Annotated in this window: 13 protein-coding genes; 10 read left to right on the top strand and 3 right to left on the bottom strand. The window is 69.3% G+C overall.

Annotated features, from left to right (window positions below):
- Positions 1–183: 183 nt before the first annotated feature.
- The 4 genes from metH to ACVHNB_RS27865 all read left to right on the top strand — a co-directional run bounded on the left by metH (position 184) and on the right by ACVHNB_RS27865 (position 8111).
- Positions 184–3693, top strand: coding sequence for a methionine synthase (metH, locus tag ACVHNB_RS27880; protein ID WP_428955804.1), 3510 nt, complete (start codon positions 184–186; stop codon positions 3691–3693).
- A 99-nt stretch (positions 3694–3792) separates the two neighbouring features.
- On the top strand, positions 3793–4488 hold the full coding sequence (locus ACVHNB_RS27875) for an HAD-IA family hydrolase (RefSeq protein ID WP_456226162.1): 696 nt from the start codon (positions 3793–3795) through the stop codon (positions 4486–4488).
- 354 nt (positions 4489–4842) lie between these two features.
- Positions 4843–6450, top strand: coding sequence for an ABC transporter substrate-binding protein (locus ACVHNB_RS27870; protein ID WP_428955806.1), 1608 nt, complete (start codon positions 4843–4845; stop codon positions 6448–6450).
- A gap of 74 nt (positions 6451–6524) precedes the next feature.
- Positions 6525–8111 (top strand): ABC transporter substrate-binding protein, encoded by a 1587-nt coding sequence (locus ACVHNB_RS27865; RefSeq protein ID WP_428955807.1) that lies wholly within the window; start codon positions 6525–6527, stop codon positions 8109–8111.
- Between the two features lie 83 nt (positions 8112–8194).
- Here ACVHNB_RS27865 and ACVHNB_RS27860 read toward each other — a convergent pair whose 3' ends face one another.
- A complete protein-coding gene (locus ACVHNB_RS27860; RefSeq protein ID WP_428955808.1) occupies positions 8195–8866 on the bottom strand; it encodes a response regulator in 672 nt (223 codons plus the stop codon).
- 38 nt (positions 8867–8904) lie between these two features.
- On the bottom strand, positions 8905–9780 hold the full coding sequence (locus tag ACVHNB_RS27855; RefSeq protein WP_428955809.1) for a RecB family exonuclease: 876 nt from the start codon (positions 9778–9780) through the stop codon (positions 8905–8907).
- A gap of 176 nt (positions 9781–9956) precedes the next feature.
- On the opposite strand from ACVHNB_RS27855, the gene ACVHNB_RS27850 reads away from it, so the two are divergent.
- The 3 genes from ACVHNB_RS27850 (at position 9957) to ACVHNB_RS27840 (ending at position 13172) form a co-directional block, all read left to right on the top strand.
- Positions 9957–11429 (top strand): site-2 protease family protein, encoded by a 1473-nt coding sequence (locus tag ACVHNB_RS27850; protein ID WP_456226161.1) that lies wholly within the window; start codon positions 9957–9959, stop codon positions 11427–11429.
- Between the two features lie 46 nt (positions 11430–11475).
- On the top strand, positions 11476–12381 hold the full coding sequence (locus ACVHNB_RS27845) for a tRNA (adenine-N1)-methyltransferase (protein ID WP_428955811.1): 906 nt from the start codon (positions 11476–11478) through the stop codon (positions 12379–12381).
- Between the two features lie 215 nt (positions 12382–12596).
- On the top strand, positions 12597–13172 hold the full coding sequence (locus tag ACVHNB_RS27840) for a hypothetical protein (protein ID WP_456226160.1): 576 nt from the start codon (positions 12597–12599) through the stop codon (positions 13170–13172).
- A gap of 78 nt (positions 13173–13250) precedes the next feature.
- Here ACVHNB_RS27840 and ACVHNB_RS27835 read toward each other — a convergent pair whose 3' ends face one another.
- Complete coding sequence (locus ACVHNB_RS27835; RefSeq protein WP_428955813.1) at positions 13251–13565, bottom strand: ferredoxin; 315 nt, start codon at positions 13563–13565, stop codon at positions 13251–13253.
- A gap of 264 nt (positions 13566–13829) precedes the next feature.
- On the opposite strand from ACVHNB_RS27835, the gene arc reads away from it, so the two are divergent.
- The 3 genes from arc (at position 13830) to ACVHNB_RS27820 (ending at position 17747) form a co-directional block, all read left to right on the top strand.
- A complete protein-coding gene (arc, locus tag ACVHNB_RS27830; RefSeq protein WP_428955814.1) occupies positions 13830–15596 on the top strand; it encodes a proteasome ATPase in 1767 nt (588 codons plus the stop codon).
- 257 nt (positions 15597–15853) lie between these two features.
- A complete protein-coding gene (gene dop / locus ACVHNB_RS27825; protein ID WP_428955815.1) occupies positions 15854–17365 on the top strand; it encodes a depupylase/deamidase Dop in 1512 nt (503 codons plus the stop codon).
- A gap of 163 nt (positions 17366–17528) precedes the next feature.
- Positions 17529–17747: a ubiquitin-like protein Pup gene (locus ACVHNB_RS27820; protein ID WP_037739193.1), complete on the top strand. Its 219-nt coding sequence runs from the start codon at positions 17529–17531 to the stop codon at positions 17745–17747.
- The last annotated feature ends 32 nt before the right edge of the window (positions 17748–17779 follow it).

The raw sequence follows: 17779 nt of genomic DNA, 5'->3' as shown, positions 1-17779 counted from the left end.
CTATATTTCGACCCGTTTCCCGTCGGGGACCGCCACCGGACAGTGTGGCGCGGCGCGGCCGTCCGGCGTTCCGCCCCGTGGACGCCTCCACGACGAGACCTTGGTCCCGGCTACCCTGGCCGGGTGCGCCTCCAGCAGTGGAGCCGCAAAGCCGACAGCCGTCGCACCTCAGGGAGCACTTTCATGGCCTCGTTGCCAACGCCCGCCGCCGATGCCCGCGCCCGCGTGGACGCCCTCCGCGAAGCCCTCGCCACCCGAGTCGTGGTGGCCGACGGCGCGATGGGCACCATGCTGCAGGCGCAGGATCCCACCCTCGACGACTTCCAGCAGCTCGAGGGCTGCAACGAGATCCTGAACCTCACCCGCCCCGACATCGTGCGCTCCGTCCACGAGGCGTACTACGCCGTGGGCGTCGACTGCGTCGAGACCAACACGTTCGGCGCCAACCACGCGGCCCTCGGCGAGTACGACATCGCCGACCGCGTCTTCGAGCTCTCCGAGTCCGGCGCCCGCGTGGCCCGCGAGGTCGCCGACGAGTTCACCGCGTCGACCGGACAGCAGCGCTGGGTCCTCGGCTCGATGGGCCCCGGCACCAAGCTGCCCACCCTGGGCCACGCCCCCTACACGACGCTGCGGGACGCCTACCAGCAGAACGCCGAGGGCCTGATCGCCGGTGGCGCGGACGCGCTGCTGGTCGAGACGACCCAGGACCTCCTCCAGACGAAGGCCGCCCTCCTCGGCGCCCGCCGCGCCCTGGACGCCACCGGCACCACGCTGCCGCTGATCTGCTCGGTCACCGTCGAGACGACCGGCACGATGCTGCTGGGCTCGGAGATCGGCGCGGCGCTGACCGCGCTGGAGCCGCTCGGCATCGACATGATCGGCCTGAACTGCGCGACGGGCCCGGCCGAGATGAGCGAGCACCTGCGCTACCTCTCCCGCCACTCCCGCATCCCGATCTCGGCCATGCCCAACGCGGGCCTGCCGGTCCTCACCAAGGACGGGGCGCACTACCCGCTGACCGCGCCCGAGCTGGCCGACGCGCAGGAGACCTTCGTCCGCGAGTACGGCCTGTCCCTGGTCGGCGGCTGCTGCGGCACCACGCCCGAGCACCTGCGCCAGGTCGTCGAGCGGGTCCGCGACCTGCGCCCCACTCAGCGCGAGCCGCGCCCCGAGCCGGGCGCCGCCTCCCTCTACCAGACCGTGCCGTTCCGCCAGGACACCGCCTACATGGCGATCGGCGAGCGGACGAACGCCAACGGGTCGAAGAAGTTCCGCGAGGCCATGCTGGAAGGCCGCTGGGACGACTGCGTGGAGATGGCCCGCGACCAGATCCGCGAGGGCGCGCACATGCTCGACCTCTGCGTCGACTACGTGGGCCGCGACGGCGTCGCCGACATGGAGGAACTGGCCGGCCGCTTCGCCACCGCCTCCACCCTGCCGATCGTGCTGGACTCGACCGAGGTGCCGGTGATCCAGGCCGGGCTGGAGAAGCTCGGCGGCCGCGCGGTCATCAACTCGGTCAACTACGAGGACGGCGACGGCCCGGAGTCCCGCTTCGCGAAGGTCACCCGGCTCGCGCAGGAGCACGGCGCCGCGCTGATCGCGCTGACCATCGACGAGGAGGGCCAGGCCCGCACGGTCGAGCACAAGGTGGCCATCGCCGAGCGCCTCATCGAGGACCTGACCGGGAACTGGGGCATCCACGAGTCGGACATCCTGATCGACTGCCTGACCTTCACGATCTGTACCGGGCAGGAGGAGTCCCGGGGCGACGGCATCGCCACCATCGAGGCGATCCGCGAGCTGAAGAAGCGCCACCCCGCCGTGCAGACCACGCTGGGCCTGTCGAACATCTCCTTCGGCCTGAACCCGGCCGCCCGCATCGTCCTCAACTCCGTGTTCCTGGACGAGTGCGTGAAGGCCGGCCTGGACTCGGCGATCGTGCACGCCTCGAAGATCCTCCCCATCGCGCGGTTCGACGAGGAACAGGTCAAGACGGCCCTCGACCTGATCTACGACCGCCGGTCCGAGGGCTACGACCCGCTGCAGAAGCTGATGGCGCTGTTCGAGGGCGCCACCGCGAAGTCGCTGAAGGCCGGCAAGGCCGAGGAACTGGCGGCGCTGCCGCTGGAGGAGCGCCTCAAGCGACGCATCATCGACGGCGAGAAGAACGGCCTGGAGGCCGACCTCGACGCCGCCCTGGAGTCCCGCCCGGCGCTGGAGATCGTCAACGACATCCTGCTGGACGGCATGAAGGTGGTCGGCGAGCTGTTCGGCTCCGGCCAGATGCAGCTGCCGTTCGTGCTGCAGTCGGCCGAGGTGATGAAGAACGCGGTGGCCTACCTGGAACCGCACATGGAGAAGTCGGACACGGAGGGCAAGGGCACCATCGTGCTGGCCACCGTGCGCGGCGACGTCCACGACATCGGCAAGAACCTCGTCGACATCATCCTGTCCAACAACGGCTACAACGTGGTCAATCTGGGCATCAAGCAGCCCGTCTCGGCGATCCTGGAAGCCGCCGAGGAGCACAAGGCCGACGTGATCGGCATGTCCGGGCTCCTGGTCAAGTCGACCGTGATCATGAAGGAGAACCTGGAGGAGCTCAACCAGCGCAAGCTGGCCGCCGACTTCCCGGTGATCCTGGGCGGCGCCGCGCTCACCCGCGCCTACGTCGAGCAGGACCTGCACGAGATCTACGAGGGCGAAGTCCGCTACGCCCGCGACGCGTTCGAGGGCCTGCGCCTGATGGACGCGCTCATCGCGGTCAAGCGCGGCGTGCCCGGCGCCACCCTGCCCGAACTGAAGCAGCGCCGGGTCAAGGCCGGCGCCGTACAGGTCGAGGAGCGGCCCGACGAGGGGCCCGCGCGCTCCGACGTCGCCACCGACAACCCGGTCCCCGAACCGCCGTTCCGCGGCACCCGCGTCATCAAGGGCATCCAGCTCAAGGAGTACGCGTCCTGGCTCGACGAGGGCGCCCTCTTCAAGGGCCAGTGGGGCCTGAAGCAGGCGCGCACCGGGGACGGGCCCACGTACGAGGAGCTGGTGGAGACCGAGGGCCGGCCGCGGCTGCGCGGCTGGCTCGACGAGCTGCACACCAAGAACATGCTCGAAGCGGCCGTGGTCTACGGCTACTTCCCCTGCGTGTCCAAGGGCGACGACCTGATCATCCTGGACGACGCCGGGAACGAGCGGACCCGGTTCAGCTTCCCGCGCCAGCGCCGCGGCCGCCGGCTGTGCCTGGCCGACTTCTTCCGCCCGGAGGAGTCCGGCGAGACCGACGTCGTCGGCCTCCAGGTCGTCACCGTCGGCTCGAAGATCGGTGAGGCCACCGCCGAGCTGTTCGCCTCCGACTCCTACCGCGACTACCTCGAACTGCACGGCCTGTCCGTCCAGTTGGCCGAGGCACTCGCCGAGTACTGGCACGCCCGGGTCCGCTCCGAGCTGGGCTTCGCCGGCGAGGACCCCGCCGAGATGGAGGACATGTTCGCCCTGAAGTACCGGGGCGCCCGCTTCTCGCTCGGCTACGGCGCCTGCCCGAACCTGGAGGACCGCGCCAAGATCGCCGAGCTGCTCGAGCCCGAGCGGATCGGCGTCCAGCTCAGCGAGGAGTTCCAGCTCCACCCCGAGCAGTCCACCGACGCGATCGTCATCCACCACCCCGAGGCGAAGTACTTCAACGCGCGGTAATCCGCGGCAGTCGTACACTGGTCGGTCCAGCGCAGGCCGGTCGCCCTCCCGCTCAAGGAGGGCGACCGGCCTTCTCGTCCCTCATGGAGGTGTCCACGGATGACCAGTACGGTTCCCGCACTCGGTACCCGAACGGCCGAAGGCTCCACCCTTCAGGCCGTGCTCCTCGACATGGACGGAACCCTCGTCGACACCGAGGGCTTCTGGTGGGACGCCGAGAGCGCCGTTTTCGCCGATCTCGGCCACACCCTCGACCCGGCCTGGAAACAGGTGGTCGTCGGTGGTCCGATGACCCGCAGCGCGGGCTTCCTCATCGAGGCGACCGGCGCCGACATCACCGTCCCCGAGCTGACCGTCCTGCTCAACGACGCCTTCGAGCGGCGCATCGGCCAGTCGCTGCCGCTGATGCCCGGGGCCGCCAGACTCCTCGCCGAGCTCGCCGCGCACCAGGTGCCCACCGCGCTCGTCTCCGCCTCGCACCGGCGCATCATCGACCGTGTCCTGCAGTCGCTCGGCGTACAGAACTTCCGCCTCACCATCGCCGGCGACGAGGTCTCGCGCACCAAGCCGCACCCCGACCCGTACCTGCTCGCCGCCTCCGGACTGAGCGCCGAGCCCGGGCGCTGCGCCGTCATCGAGGACACCGCCACCGGCGTCGCCGCCGCCGAGGCGGCGGGCTGTCATGTCGTCGCCGTCCCGTCCGTCGCTCCGATCGAGCCGGCCCACCGGCGCACCGTCGTGTCGTCCCTCGAGCACGTCAACCTGCCTTTCCTGCATGGCCTGATGACGCCCTGACGGCTGCCGGGTGGCTGAATCGCCGCAGCCGCCAATCCAGTTGGCCATGTGACCTTTCCCACTCGATGGAGGGTCGACAGGTTCGGATCGCCGTGCTGCGCCATCACCTCGGGTGCGCCCGGTCGGGACCTTGTGTCCTGATTGGTCGCTCCCTGTGCCGAACCTTCCCCCTCAGGTGTTTTCGGTGCGTCCACGCCTGGTTCCGCAGCGTGATGGGCGCCCGGCTCCAGTGCCTGCGAACCGTCGCGGCGGGCCCATTAATGTCGTCGCGAGAACATCGCCGTAACCTCCCGTGTCCCTGTGCACCACCCCTGTTCCGGCCCACGGGATCAACAGCTCTGGAGAACTTCGAGCATGAACCGCAAGACTTTGGTGCTGCCGGCCGTCGTCGGCCTGCTGGCCCCGGTGCTCGCCGCGTGCGGCGGGTCCGACAGTGGGGGTTCGGACGGCGACGGGATCGCCGTGGGCACCACCGACCGGTTCGTCGCGACGAAGCAGGAACCCGCCCCGTTCGACCCCGCGTACGCCTATGACGCCGGGTCCTGGAACGTGCTGCGCCAGACCGTGCAGACGCTGATGGCGATGCCCCGCAGCGGCAGCGGCGAGCCGGTGCCCGAGGCCGCCGAGAGCTGCATCTTCACCGACACCGGCAGCGAGCGGTACGTCTGCACGCTGCGCAAGGACCTGGAGTTCGCCAGCGGCGACCCGGTCACCGCCGCCGACGTGAAGTACTCCATCGACCGGGTCCGCACCATCAAGAGCAAGAGCGCCTCGTACGGCCTGCTCTCCACGATCGACACGATCGAGACGCAGGGCGCCCGCAAGGTGATCTTCCACCTCAACACCCCGGACGCCACCTTCCCGTACAAGCTGGCCACGCCCACCGCCGGCATCGTCAACCCCGACGACTACGACAAGCGCAAGCTGCGCAACGGCTTCGACGTGGACGGCTCCGGCCCGTACACGATGAAGGCCGAGACCGACGGCAACGCCGTCGTCAAGACCGTCTTCACCAAGAACCCCAACTACAAGGGGCAGTTGAAGCCGAAGAACGACAAGGTGGAGCTGGTCTCCTTCGCCGACGCCGACGCCATGGGCACGGCGCTGGAGAAGGGCGACATCGACCTGATGACGCGCACCATGTCGCCGGAGCAGATCAACAAGTACTCGACGACGCCCCCCAAGAACGTCAACCTGGTCGAGATGCCGGGCATGGAGATCCGCTACCTCGGTTTCAACACCGTTGCGGACAGCGTCAAGAGCAAGGCCGTGCGCCAGGCCATGGCGGAGGTCGTGGACCGCGGCGAGCTCGCGTCCAGCGTGTACGGCACCAGCGCCGAGCCGCTCTACTCGCTGGTGCCCGCGGGCATCACCGGCCACCAGAACTCGTTCTTCAACGAGTACGGCGACCCGGACAAGGCCAAGGCCGCGGCGACGCTGAACCGGGCGAACATCAGCACGCCGATCAAGGTCACCCTGCACTACACGACCGACCACTACGGCTCGGGCACCAAGAAGGAATTCGAGGTCCTGCAGAAGCAGCTGAACGACAGCGGCCTGTTCGACGTCGACATCAAGGGCGACAAGTGGGAGACGTTCCGCGACTCCCAGCTCAAGGGCAAGTACGACGTCTACGGCCTCGGCTGGTTCCCCGACTTCCCGGACGCCGACAACTTCCTCGCGCCGTTCCTCGACAAGGACAACTTCCTCGCCTCCCCGTACGCGAACGGCCGCATCCGCGGCCAGCTGATCCCGGCCGAGCGCCGCGAGGCGGACCGGCTCACCGCGTCCAAGAGCATCCAGCAGATCCAGGACATCGTCGCCGACGACGTGCCGGTGCTCCCGCTGTGGCAGGGCAAGCAGTACGTCGCCGCGCGCGACGACATCACGGGCGTGGAGTGGGCGCTGTCCGCCTCCTCCGTCCTTCAGCTGTGGGAGCTGGGCCGCGGCGTCAGCGGCTGAGCTCACCGTGGGGCCGGTCCCGAAGCCGCGGCCGGCCCCGCTCCTTATCGCACGACCGACGACAAGGCACGTACGTGACAAAGCGCAACCAGTGGTTGGCCCTGCCCCTCGGCGCGGGACTCGCCGCGGCACTGCTGACCGGCTGTGGCTCGGACCAGGGCGGCTCGGCCGGCTCCGGTGACTCCGTGGTCATGGGGATGTCCGACGACATCCAGGCGACCGACCCGGCGTCCGGCTACGACCCGGGCTCGTGGCTGCTGTTCAACAACGTCTTCCAGTCGCTGCTCAGCTTCCCCAACGGAGGCACCGAGCCGCAGCCCGAGGCCGCCAAGGACTGCCACTTCAGCGACACGGCCACCAAGGTCTACTCGTGCACCCTGCGTTCGGGGCTGAAGTTCAGCAACGGCAACGCGCTCACGTCGAAGGACGTCAAGTTCTCCTTCGACCGCATGATGAAGATCAACGACGACGCCGGTCCCGCCATCATGTTCCCGATGCTGGACAAGGTGGAGACGCCCGACGCCGACACCGTCGTCTTCAAGCTCAAGTACGCCGACGCGACCTTCCCCAGCAAGATCGCCTCGGGCGCCGGTTCGATCGTCGACCACACCGCGTACCCGGCCGACCGCCTGCGCACGGACGGCAAGGCCGACGGCTCGGGCCCGTACAAGCTCGACTCGTTCGGCAAGGACCAGGCCGTCTTCTCGGTCAACGACAAGTACCGGGGCACCGCCAAGGTCAAGAACACCGGCGTCACCATGAGGTTCTTCCACGGTGACCAGGCGGGCCTGAAGAAGTCCCTGCTCGACGGCGACGTCGACCTCACCTACCGCGGGCTCGCCGCCAAGGACGTCGCCGACATCGAGGCGGCCACCGGCAAGGGCAGCGAGGACATCGACGTCGTCGAGGGCACCAGCGCCGAGGTCCAGCACCTCGTCTTCAACATGAAGGACCCGGTCGTCGGCAAGCTCGCCGTCCGCAAGGCGATGGCCTACCTGATCGACCGCGACGCCCTCATCGACGAGGTCTACGACAACACCGCGACCTCGCTGTACTCGATCATCCCGGCGGGCATCAGCGGCCACAACACCGCGTTCTTCGACACCTACGGCGCCCGCCCCTCGCAGAGCAAGGCCCAGGCCGCGCTGCGCGGTGCCGGCATCACCGGCAAGGTCAAGCTCACCCTCTGGTCCACGCCGTCGCGCTACGGCCCGGCCACCGACGCCGAGTTCAAGGCCATCGCCAAGCAGCTCAACGCCAGCGGTCTGTTCGACGCCGACGTGAAGTCCGTCGAATTCGCGCAGTACGAACGGGACATCAAGTCCGGCAAGTACGGCGTCTACGTCAAGGGCTGGGTGCCCGACTACCCGGACCCGGACAACTTCACCCAGCCGTTCTTCGGCGCGGGCAACGTCCTCGGCAACAACTACACCAACAAGACGATCACCGACGCGATCATCCCGGACACCGGCGCCCAGAGCGACCGCTCCGCCACCACCAAGCAGTACGAGCAGCTCCAGGACATCGTCGCCGAGCAGCTGCCGATCCTGCCGGTGTGGCAGGCCAAGCAGTACGCCGTCGCCCGCGACAACGTCTACGGCCTTGAGAACTGCCTCGACGCGTCCACCGTGTTCCGGTTCTGGGAGATCAGCAAGGGCTGACCGTCCCGCCCGGCAGACACGAAGGCGGCGGCCACCTCCGGGTGACCGCCGCCTTCGCCGTACGTCGCGGGTGACCCGCGGGGCTACTGGGCGCCGGGGCGGACGAGTCCGCTCTCGTACGCGTACACGGCCGCCTGCACCCGGTCGCGCAGCCCCAACTTCGTGAGCACATGGCCCACATGGGTCTTCACGGTCGTCTCGCTCACGAACAGATCGGCGGCGATCTCCGCGTTCGACAAGCCGCGCGCCACCAGCTTGAGCACCTCGACCTCACGCTCGGTCAGCGTGTGCAGGGTGTCCGGCACCGGCTCGTCGCCCGACGGCAGATGGTCCGCGTACTTGTCCAGCAGCCGCCGCGTGATGCTCGGCGCGAGCATCGCCTCGCCGGCGGCGACCACCCGGATCGCCTGCACCAGCTCGTTGGCCGGGGCGTCCTTCAGGAGGAAGCCGCTGGCCCCCGCCTTCAGCGCCTCCACCACGTACTCGTCGAGATCGAAGGTCGTCAGGACGAGCACCTTCGCCGGACCGTCCCGGTCGGGGCCGGTGATCTGCCGGGTCGCCTCGACACCGTCCATCCGGGGCATCCGGATGTCCATGAGCACCACATCGGGCTGCAGGGCCCGGACCTGATCGAGAGCCTGCAGGCCGTCTCCGGCCTCACCCACGACCGCGATGTCCTGCTCGGCCTCCAGGATCATGCGGAAGCCGGTGCGCAGCAGCGGCTGGTCGTCGACCAGTAGGACGCGGATGGCCACGAAACTCTCCTTCGATAGTCCGGCCCCATTCTGCCCTGCTACACCTCGCCGGACCCGGCCACCCTCACCTGAAGCGGATACGGCGGGGGAGTCCCGCCGAATTCCGGGCAAACGGCCTGGTGGTCGCACCAACCGCACAACTTCGTCGGCCGCGGCCGCCACTCACCCGACGCGGTGGCCTGCTGGATCGCGTCCCACAACGCGTGCAGCTTGCGCTCCACCCGCTCCAGGTCGGCGATCACCGGGTCGTAGGTCAGCACGTCCCCGCTGCCCAGGTACACGAGCTGCAGCCGTCGCGGCACGACCCCCTTCAGCCGCCACACCACCAGCGCGTAGAACTTCATCTGGAACAGCGCGCCCTCGGCGTACTCGGGCCGGGGCGCCTTGCCCGTCTTGTAGTCGACGATCCGGACCTCGCCGGTGGGCGCCACGTCCACCCGGTCGATGATCCCGCGCAGCTTGAGCCCGGACTCCAGCTCGGCCTCGACGAACAGCTCCCGCTCGGCGGGCTCCAGCCGGGTCGGGTCCTCCAGCGTGAACCACCGCTCGACGAGCCGCTCCGCCTCACCGAGCCACCGGGTCATCCGCTCGCCCTCGGCATCGTCGGCGAACAGCTCGACCAGCTCCGGCCTCGACTCCCGCAGCCGGTCCCACTGGCCCGGGATCAGCGACTTGGCCTGCGGCGCGGTCCGCTCGCCGGCCGGCACGTCGAAGAGTCTCTCCAGCACGGCGTGGACCAGCGTGCCCCGCGTCGCCGCCTCGCTCGGCTTCTCCGGCAGCTTGTCGATCACCCGGAACCGGTACAGCAACGGGCACTGCATGAAATCGCTCGCGCGCGACGGCGAGAGCGACGCCGGCGCGACGGCGGCCTTGGCGGGGCCGTGCTCGGGGCCCGTCTCGGTACTGGTCTCCATGACCCACGACGATACGGCCCGCCACTGACAGTCAGGCACCTGCGCGTCGCAGGCGTCTTGCGTAGCGTGGCCCGGGGGAGTCGACGGGGGCCATCGGACACCGTCCGCATACCATCGACGCCAGAACGTCCCGCTCCGGCGGGAAACGCTTCGAACGAGGGGACCGAGGGATCACCGTGGACGAGAGCGGGCAGCCGCAGTCCGGCACCGACGAGGCGACGCCGCCCACGGAGGACACCGGGGGGCATCCCGCACAGACCCGGCCCGACGCCGCACCATCCGCCCCGGCGGACTCCGCCGCGGGCGGCACGGACCCGGCGCCGCCGCGGGAGCCCGCGGCGGACTCCGCTCCGGCGGGCACCGGCACGGCCGGGAAACCCGGGGCCGGACCGGCGGACCCCGCCCGCAAGGACGAGGCCCCGGCACACCCCTACGACAGCCACCCCGACCGGGCCGCCGCCACCTCCGGCAAGCGCAAGGGCCCGGCCAAGCCCCCCGAGCCCCGGGGCGGCATCCTCATGGGACGCCCCTTCGGCGTGCCGGTCTACGTCGCGCCCAGCTGGTTCCTCGTCGCCGCCCTGATCACCTGGGTGTTCGGCGGCCAGCTCGACCGCGTCCTGCCCGAACTCGGCGCGGCCCGCTACCTCGTCTCCCTCTTCTTCGCGGTCGCGTTCTACGCCTCCGTCCTCGTCCACGAACTCGCGCACACCGTCGCCGCCCTGCGCTTCAAGCTCCCGGTCCGCCGGATCCAGCTGCAGTTCTTCGGCGGGGTGTCCGAGATCGAGAAGGAGTCCGAGACCCCCGGCCGCGAGTTCGTGCTGGCCTTCGTCGGCCCGCTGCTCTCCCTGGTCCTGGCCGGCGTCTTCTACCTCGGCATGATGGCCGTCGAGCCGGGCACCGTCCCGGGCGTCCTCCTGGCGGGCCTGATGGTCTCCAACCTCATCGTCGCCGCGTTCAACCTGCTGCCCGGCCTGCCCCTCGACGGCGGCCGGATGCTCCGCGCCGTCGTCTGGAAGATCACCGGCAAGCCCATGAGCGGCACCGTCGCCGCCGCCTGGGTCGGCCGCGCCCTCGCCATCACCGTCCTCATCGGCCTCCCGCTGCTCACCCAGTCCGGGGCGCTCGGCGAGGGCGCGGAGGACGTCGGCGGGATGGACACCGTCATGGACGCGCTCCTGGCCGCCATCCTCGCCGCGATCATCTGGACCGGCGCCGGCAACAGCCTGCGCATGGCCCGGCTGCGCGAACACCTGCCCGAACTGCGCGCCCGCACCCTCACCCGCCGCGCCGTCCCCGTCGAGCCCGCGACCCCGCTCTCCGAGGCCCTGCGCCGGGCCAACGAGTCCGGGGCCCGCGCCCTCGTCGTCGTCGACGCCGACGGCGAGGCCCGCTCCCTGGTCCGCGAGGCCGCCATCGTCGGCATCCCCGAACACCGCCGCCCCTGGGTCCCGGTCAGCGGCCTCGCCCAGGACCTCACGGACGGCATGCGGGTCTCCGCCGAGCTGGCGGGGGAGGAGCTCCTCGACACCCTGCGCGCGGCCCCGGCGACCGAGTACCTGGTCGTCGAGAACGACGGCGCGATCTACGGCGTCCTCTCCGCGGCGGACGTCGAGCGCGCCTTCGTGAAGGCCATGGCCCGGCCCAGCTGACCGCCGTGTGGTCGGCGGCTCCCGCCGCGCCCGGTAGGCTGGTCACATGTCCGAACCGACCGGTGCCGCCCGCCGACGCGGGCCCTTCAAGGTCGGGGACCAGGTACAGCTGACCGACCCCAAGGGCCGCCACTACACGTTCACGCTCGAGGACGGGAAGAACTTCCACACCCACAAGGGTTCCTTCCCGCACGACGAGCTGATCGGCGCTCCCGAGGGCAGCGTTGTCCGCACCACCGGAAACGTCGCCTACCTCGCGCTGCGCCCCCTGCTCCCCGACTACGTCCTGTCCATGCCCCGCGGCGCCGCCGTGGTCTACCCCAAGGACGCGGGGCAGATCCTGGCCTTCGCCGACATCTTCCCCGGCGCGCGCGTCGTCGAGGCGGGCGTGGGCTCCGGCTCGCTCAGCAGCTTCCTGCTGCGCGCCATCGGCGACGAGGGCATGCTGCACTCGTACGAGCGCCGCGAGGACTTCGCCGAGATCGCCAGGGGCAACGTCGAGCGCTACTTCGGCGGCCCGCACCCCGCCTGGCAGCTCACCGTCGGCGACCTGCAGGACAACCTGTCCGACGGCGACGTCGACCGCGTCATCCTCGACATGCTCGCCCCCTGGGAGTGCCTCGACGTCGTCAAGAAGGCGCTCGTCCCCGGCGGCATCCTGTGCTGCTACGTCGCCACGACCACGCAGCTCGCCCGCACCGTCGAGTCCATCCGCGAGATCGGCTGCTTCAACGAGCCGACCTCGTGGGAGTCGATGATCCGCAACTGGCACGTGGAGGGCCTCGCCGTCCGCCCCGACCACCGGATGATCGGCCACACGGGCTTCCTGCTCACCGCCCGGCGCCTCGCGGACGGCGTCGAGCCGCCCATGCGCCGCCGCCGCCCCGCCAAGGGCGCCTACGGCGAGGACTACGACGGCCCCAACGCCGACGGCGGCAACCGCGGCCGCTGAGCCGAGGACGTACCACCGCACAACGCATCGACGCCGTCGCCCAGTTCCCCGCCCCGTACGGGAACTGGGCGACGGCGTCCGTTCGTTGACACAGCGGCAGCACCACCTCCAGGAGCCACCGCAGAAACGCCGGACCCCGGCGTTCCCCTGCTCTGTGACGTATGGCACGATGCTGGCCACCCCCACCGGCACAGCCCTCACAGGAGACGCTCCTAGTGCAGCAACCCGCCGTCCCGGAACTGGCGCACACCACCACCCGACCCATCCACTGGCTGGCCACCGCGGCCGCGCTCGCCGCTGTCGTCGCGGCCTCCGGCTTCCTCCAGCCGGGCTCCGCCACCGCGGCGCAGGCCGACTCCAAGGCCACCGTCACGAAGACCCGGGCCGTCGCCCCGCCGGACCCGGCCGCGGTCCACTTCCCGCTCAACTGCGGGCCGGTCAAGGTCCTGGTGCAGAAGAAGGCCTCCGGCGACCTCGACGGCGACGGCAGGCCCGAGACGGTCGCGGCCGTCCGCTGCGACGCCGGTTCCGGCACCCCGCCGAGCGGCGTCTACGTCCTCACCCAGCCCGCCGGGGCCGAGCCGCGGATCGTCGCCACGCTCGTCGACCCGAAGGACCGGTTCTCCGTCAGCGCCCTCGGCGTACACGACGGAGCCGTCACCGCGACCCTCGACGGCTACTCCTCCGACGCGGTCCCGCGCTACCGCCCGGACGTCCACGACAAGGCCAAGTGGCAGTGGCGGAACGGGGCGTTCGTCCGCTCCACCCCGGCCGCCGCGAGCAGCGTCTGAGCCGGCACGAAAAGGCCCCGCACACCGGAAACACCGGTCGCGGGGCCTTCGTCGTCCGTCCGGACGGTCAGCGCGCCGTCACGCCGCGTCGGGTCCGTACACCTCGACGCTGTCCGAAACGCGTCGCACATGGATGCAATCACCCGGGCACTCCTTCGCCGACGCCACGACATCGGTGAGGAGCGGGAGCGGTACGGGCGTTGAGGCGCCCGGGTCCTGGAGCAGCTCGTCGTCCGCACTCTTCACATACGCGAGACCGTCGATGTCCAGTTCGAAGACCTCCGGAGCGTACTGGGCGCAGATCCCGTCGCCGGTGCAGAGGTCCTGATCGATCCACACCTCCAGCGGAACACTGCTGTCGGCGCCGGATCCGGCCTCTTGCTGCACGGTCATGTCTCCTGCCGTTTCCTGCCTCGTGGCCCCGGAAAACCGACTTCGCAGAAGCAAGTCGGGCCAGGTCTGACGGGTGTTGAACACTTCGACCCTACAACCGCCCGCTTTCCGATGTTGTTGGGTGGGTATTCCCCTGGCGTGAGGGAGAGCGCAAGGGTGAAGATCGGACACACCCCGACCGTCTTTGTGATCTAGGGGTTTCAATCAACACCCACCCAGGTAGGGTCTGGAAGCGTCCAGCTCCCCTTGGAGGAGGTGAGGACCGTGGCAGCCCACGACGACGACATCAACCGCGGCATCCGCCCGGGACGAGGGTCCGACGACCCCGCCGGGCAGATTGCCTATCTCGAGCAGGAAATCGCCGTCCTGCGGCGCAAGCTCGCCGACTCTCCGCGTCATACGAGGATTCTCGAAGAGCGGATCGTCGAGCTGCAGACCAACCTGGCCGGCGTGTCCGCGCAGAACGAGCGGCTCGCCAACACACTCCGCGAGGCCCGCGACCAGATCGTGGCCCTCAAGGAAGAGGTCGACCGGCTCGCGCAGCCGCCGGCCGGCTTCGGAGTCTTCCTCGTCGCGAACGAGGACGGCACCGCCGACATCTTCACCGGCGGCCGCAAGCTCCGGGTGAACGTGAGCCCCAGCGTCGAGCTCGAAGAGCTACGGCGCGGCCAGGAAGTAATGCTCAACGAAGCGCTCAACGTGGTCGAGGCCATGGAGTTCGAGAGCGTCGGCGACATCGTCACCCTCAAGGAGATCCTCGAGGACGGCGAGCGAGCCCTCGTGACCGGGCACACCGACGAGGAACGGGTGGTACGGCTCGCCGAGCCGCTGCTCGACGTCGTCATCCGCCCCGGTGACGCGCTGCTTCTCGAGCCCCGTTCCGGCTATGTCTACGAAGTCGTACCGAAGAGCGAAGTAGAGGAACTCGTCCTCGAAGAGGTCCCGGACATCGGCTACGAGCAGATCGGCGGCCTGGGCAACCAGATCGAGCTGATCCGCGACGCGGTCGAGCTGCCCTACCTCTACCCGGACCTCTACAGGGAGCACGAACTGCGGCCGCCCAAGGGTGTCCTGCTGTACGGGCCCCCCGGATGCGGCAAGACCCTGATCGCCAAGGCAGTCGCGAACTCGCTCGCCAAGAAGGTCGCCGAGGTGACCGGACAGGGCCAGGGCAAGAGCTTCTTCCTGAACATCAAGGGTCCTGAGCTTCTCAACAAGTACGTCGGTGAGACCGAGCGGCAGATCCGCCTCGTCTTCCAGCGTGCCCGCGAGAAGGCCAGCGAGGGCACGCCCGTCATCGTCTTCTTCGACGAGATGGAGTCCCTGTTCCGCACCCGTGGCTCCGGTGTCAGCTCGGACGTGGAGAACACCATCGTCCCGCAGCTGCTCGCCGAGATCGACGGCGTGGAGGGCCTGCAGAACGTGGTCGTGATCGGTGCCTCGAACCGTGAGGACATGATCGACCCGGCCATTCTGCGCCCCGGACGACTCGACGTGAAGATCAAGATCGAGCGCCCGGACGCCGAGGCGGCCAAGGACATCTTCGGGAAGTACCTCACCGACCGTCTGCCGCTGCACACCGACGACGTCGGCGAGCACAGCGGCGACAAGGTGGCCACGGTCCACGGCATGATCCAGACCGCCGTGGAGCACATGTACGCGGAATCCGAGGAAAACCGCTTCCTGGAAGTCACGTACGCCAATGGCGACAAGGAAGTCCTGTACTTCAAGGACTTCAACTCCGGCGCAATGATCGAGAACATCGTCGGCCGCGCCAAGAAGATGGCCATCAAGGCCTTCCTCGAGCAGAACCAGAAGGGCCTCAGGGTCTCTCATCTCCTCCAGGCTTGCATCGACGAGTTCAAGGAGAACGAGGACCTGCCGAACACCACCAACCCGGACGACTGGGCCAGGATCTCCGGAAAGAAGGGCGAGCGGATCGTCTACATCCGTACGCTCGTCACCGGAAAGCAGGGCGCGGACACCGGACGCTCCATCGACACGGTGGCGAACACCGGTCAGTACCTGTAAATGACAGGGTGGCTGCGGGTGCCCGGACCGGGCACCCGCAGCCCACTGTTTTTCCGGGCAACTACCACGCGGCCACCCGCTCGACGTCGGAGCGAAGCAATGACGCAAATGATCTCCCCACCAGCGCAGAGGCGTTCTAGGCTCTTCAATACCGCCGAGTCGCGCCGTGCGGGGACGGGCACCGCACGCGCACCGGAGAACCAGCGGTACTTGAGCGCCGCCCCCGACCGAGGGCGCCGCCGGGCAAGGAGGGCCGCATGACCGTACGGCGAGTAATGGGCATCGAGACGGAGTACGGGATCTCCGTCCCCGGCCACCCCAATGCCAATGCCATGCTCACCTCGTCCCAGATCGTCAACGCGTACGCGGCGGCGATGCACCGGGCCCGCCGCGCCCGCTGGGACTTCGAGGAAGAGAACCCGCTGCGCGACGCCCGGGGCTTCGACCTCGCGCGGGAGGCCGCCGACTCCAGCCAGCTCACCGACGAGGACATCGGCCTGGCCAATGTCATCCTCACCAACGGCGCGCGCCTCTACGTCGACCACGCACACCCCGAGTACAGCTCCCCGGAGGTCACCAACCCCCGGGACGCCGTCCTGTGGGACAAGGCCGGCGAGCGCATCATGGCCGAGGCCGCCGAGCGGGCCGCCCAGCTTCCCGGCGCCCAGCCGATCCACCTCTACAAGAACAACACCGACAACAAGGGCGCCTCCTACGGCACGCACGAGAACTATCTGATGAAGCGGGAGACCCCCTTCTCGGACATCGTGCGCCACCTGACGCCCTTCTTCGTCTCCCGTCAGGTCGTCACCGGAGCGGGCCGCGTCGGCCTCGGTCAGGACGGGCACGAGCACGGCTTTCAGCTCAGCCAGCGCGCGGACTACTTCGAGGTCGAGGTCGGCCTGGAGACCACGCTCAAGCGCCCGATCATCAACACCCGCGACGAGCCGCACTCGGACGCCGAGAAGTACCGCCGGCTCCACGTGATCATCGGCGACGCGAACCTCTCCGAGATCTCGACGTACCTGAAGCTCGGCACCACCTCTCTGGTCCTCTCCATGATCGAGGACGGCTTCATCGCGGTGGACCTGGCCGTGGACCAGCCGGTCCGCACCCTCCACCAGGTCTCCCACGACCCGACCCTCCAGCATCTGATCACGCTCCGTAGCGGCCGTACGCTCACCGCGGTCCAGCTCCAGATGGAGTACTACGAGCTCGCCAGGAAGTACGTCGAGGAGCGCTTCGGCGCCGACGCGGACGACCAGACCAAGGACGTCCTCACCCGCTGGGAGGACGTCCTGGGCCGCCTGGAGAGCGACCCCATGAGCCTCTCCGGCGAGCTGGACTGGGTCGCCAAGCGCGAGCTCATGGAGGGCTACCGCCGGCGCGACGACCTGGACTGGGACGCGGCCCGGCTGCACCTCGTCGACCTGCAGTACGCCGACGTACGGGCCGAGAAGGGCCTGTACAACCGTCTCGCGGCCCGCGGCAAGATGAAGCGCCTGCTGGACGAGGGCGAGGTCGAGCGGGCCCGTACGAAGCCGCCGGAGGACACTCGGGCCTACTTCCGCGGGCGCTGCCTGGAGCAGTACGCGGACGACGTCGCCGCGGCCTCCTGGGACTCGGTGATCTTCGACCTGCCCGGCCGTGACTCACTGCAACGGGTCCCAACCCTCGAACCCCTTCGCGGAACGCGAAATCACGTGAAGGAGCTGCTCGACCGGTGCCGGACGGCCGAAGATCTGGTGCGCGTGCTGTCCGGCGGCTGATCGGCGCCTGATCCACGGCTGAAAAGTCGGCGGCAGGGGAATCACAGAGGTGGGCCGAGCACGTTGCACAAAGTGCGAGGCCGATGTCGGACCCGACTTGTAGGGTTCTGATCACGAACGACCTGTACGACGTGAATGTCGAACCGAGCGGGGTGAGCTGGATATGGCGACCAAGGACACCGGCGGCGGACAGCAGAAGGCGACGCGTTCCACCGAGGAGGTCGAGGAGCAGGCGCAGGACGCGCAGGCGACCGACGACCTCAAGGAGCGCCAGGAGAAGCTGAGCGACGACGTCGACTCGGTTCTGGACGAGATCGACGACGTCCTCGAGGAGAACGCCGAGGACTTCGTGCGTTCCTTCGTGCAGAAGGGCGGCCAGTAGGTCACCTCGGCCTGCGGCCCGAAGGTTCCTCC

This window comes from Streptomyces sp. YJ-C3 (assembly GCF_053891275.1).
Note: the sequence above shows the minus strand (reverse complement) of the source record. Positions and strands in the feature narration are given on the sequence as shown.

Coding starts and splice junctions, on each gene's coding strand:
- metH (WP_428955804.1), top strand. CDS start 184: ATGGCCTCGTTGCCAACGCCCGCCGCCGATGCCCGCGCCCGCGTGGAC.
- ACVHNB_RS27875 (WP_456226162.1), top strand. CDS start 3,793: ATGACCAGTACGGTTCCCGCACTCGGTACCCGAACGGCCGAAGGCTCC.
- ACVHNB_RS27870 (WP_428955806.1), top strand. CDS start 4,843: ATGAACCGCAAGACTTTGGTGCTGCCGGCCGTCGTCGGCCTGCTGGCC.
- ACVHNB_RS27855 (WP_428955809.1), bottom strand. CDS start 9,780: ATGGAGACCAGTACCGAGACGGGCCCCGAGCACGGCCCCGCCAAGGCC.
- ACVHNB_RS27845 (WP_428955811.1), top strand. CDS start 11,476: ATGTCCGAACCGACCGGTGCCGCCCGCCGACGCGGGCCCTTCAAGGTC.
- ACVHNB_RS27835 (WP_428955813.1), bottom strand. CDS start 13,565: ATGACCGTGCAGCAAGAGGCCGGATCCGGCGCCGACAGCAGTGTTCCG.
- dop (WP_428955815.1), top strand. CDS start 15,854: ATGACCGTACGGCGAGTAATGGGCATCGAGACGGAGTACGGGATCTCC.
- ACVHNB_RS27820 (WP_037739193.1), top strand. CDS start 17,529: ATGGCGACCAAGGACACCGGCGGCGGACAGCAGAAGGCGACGCGTTCC.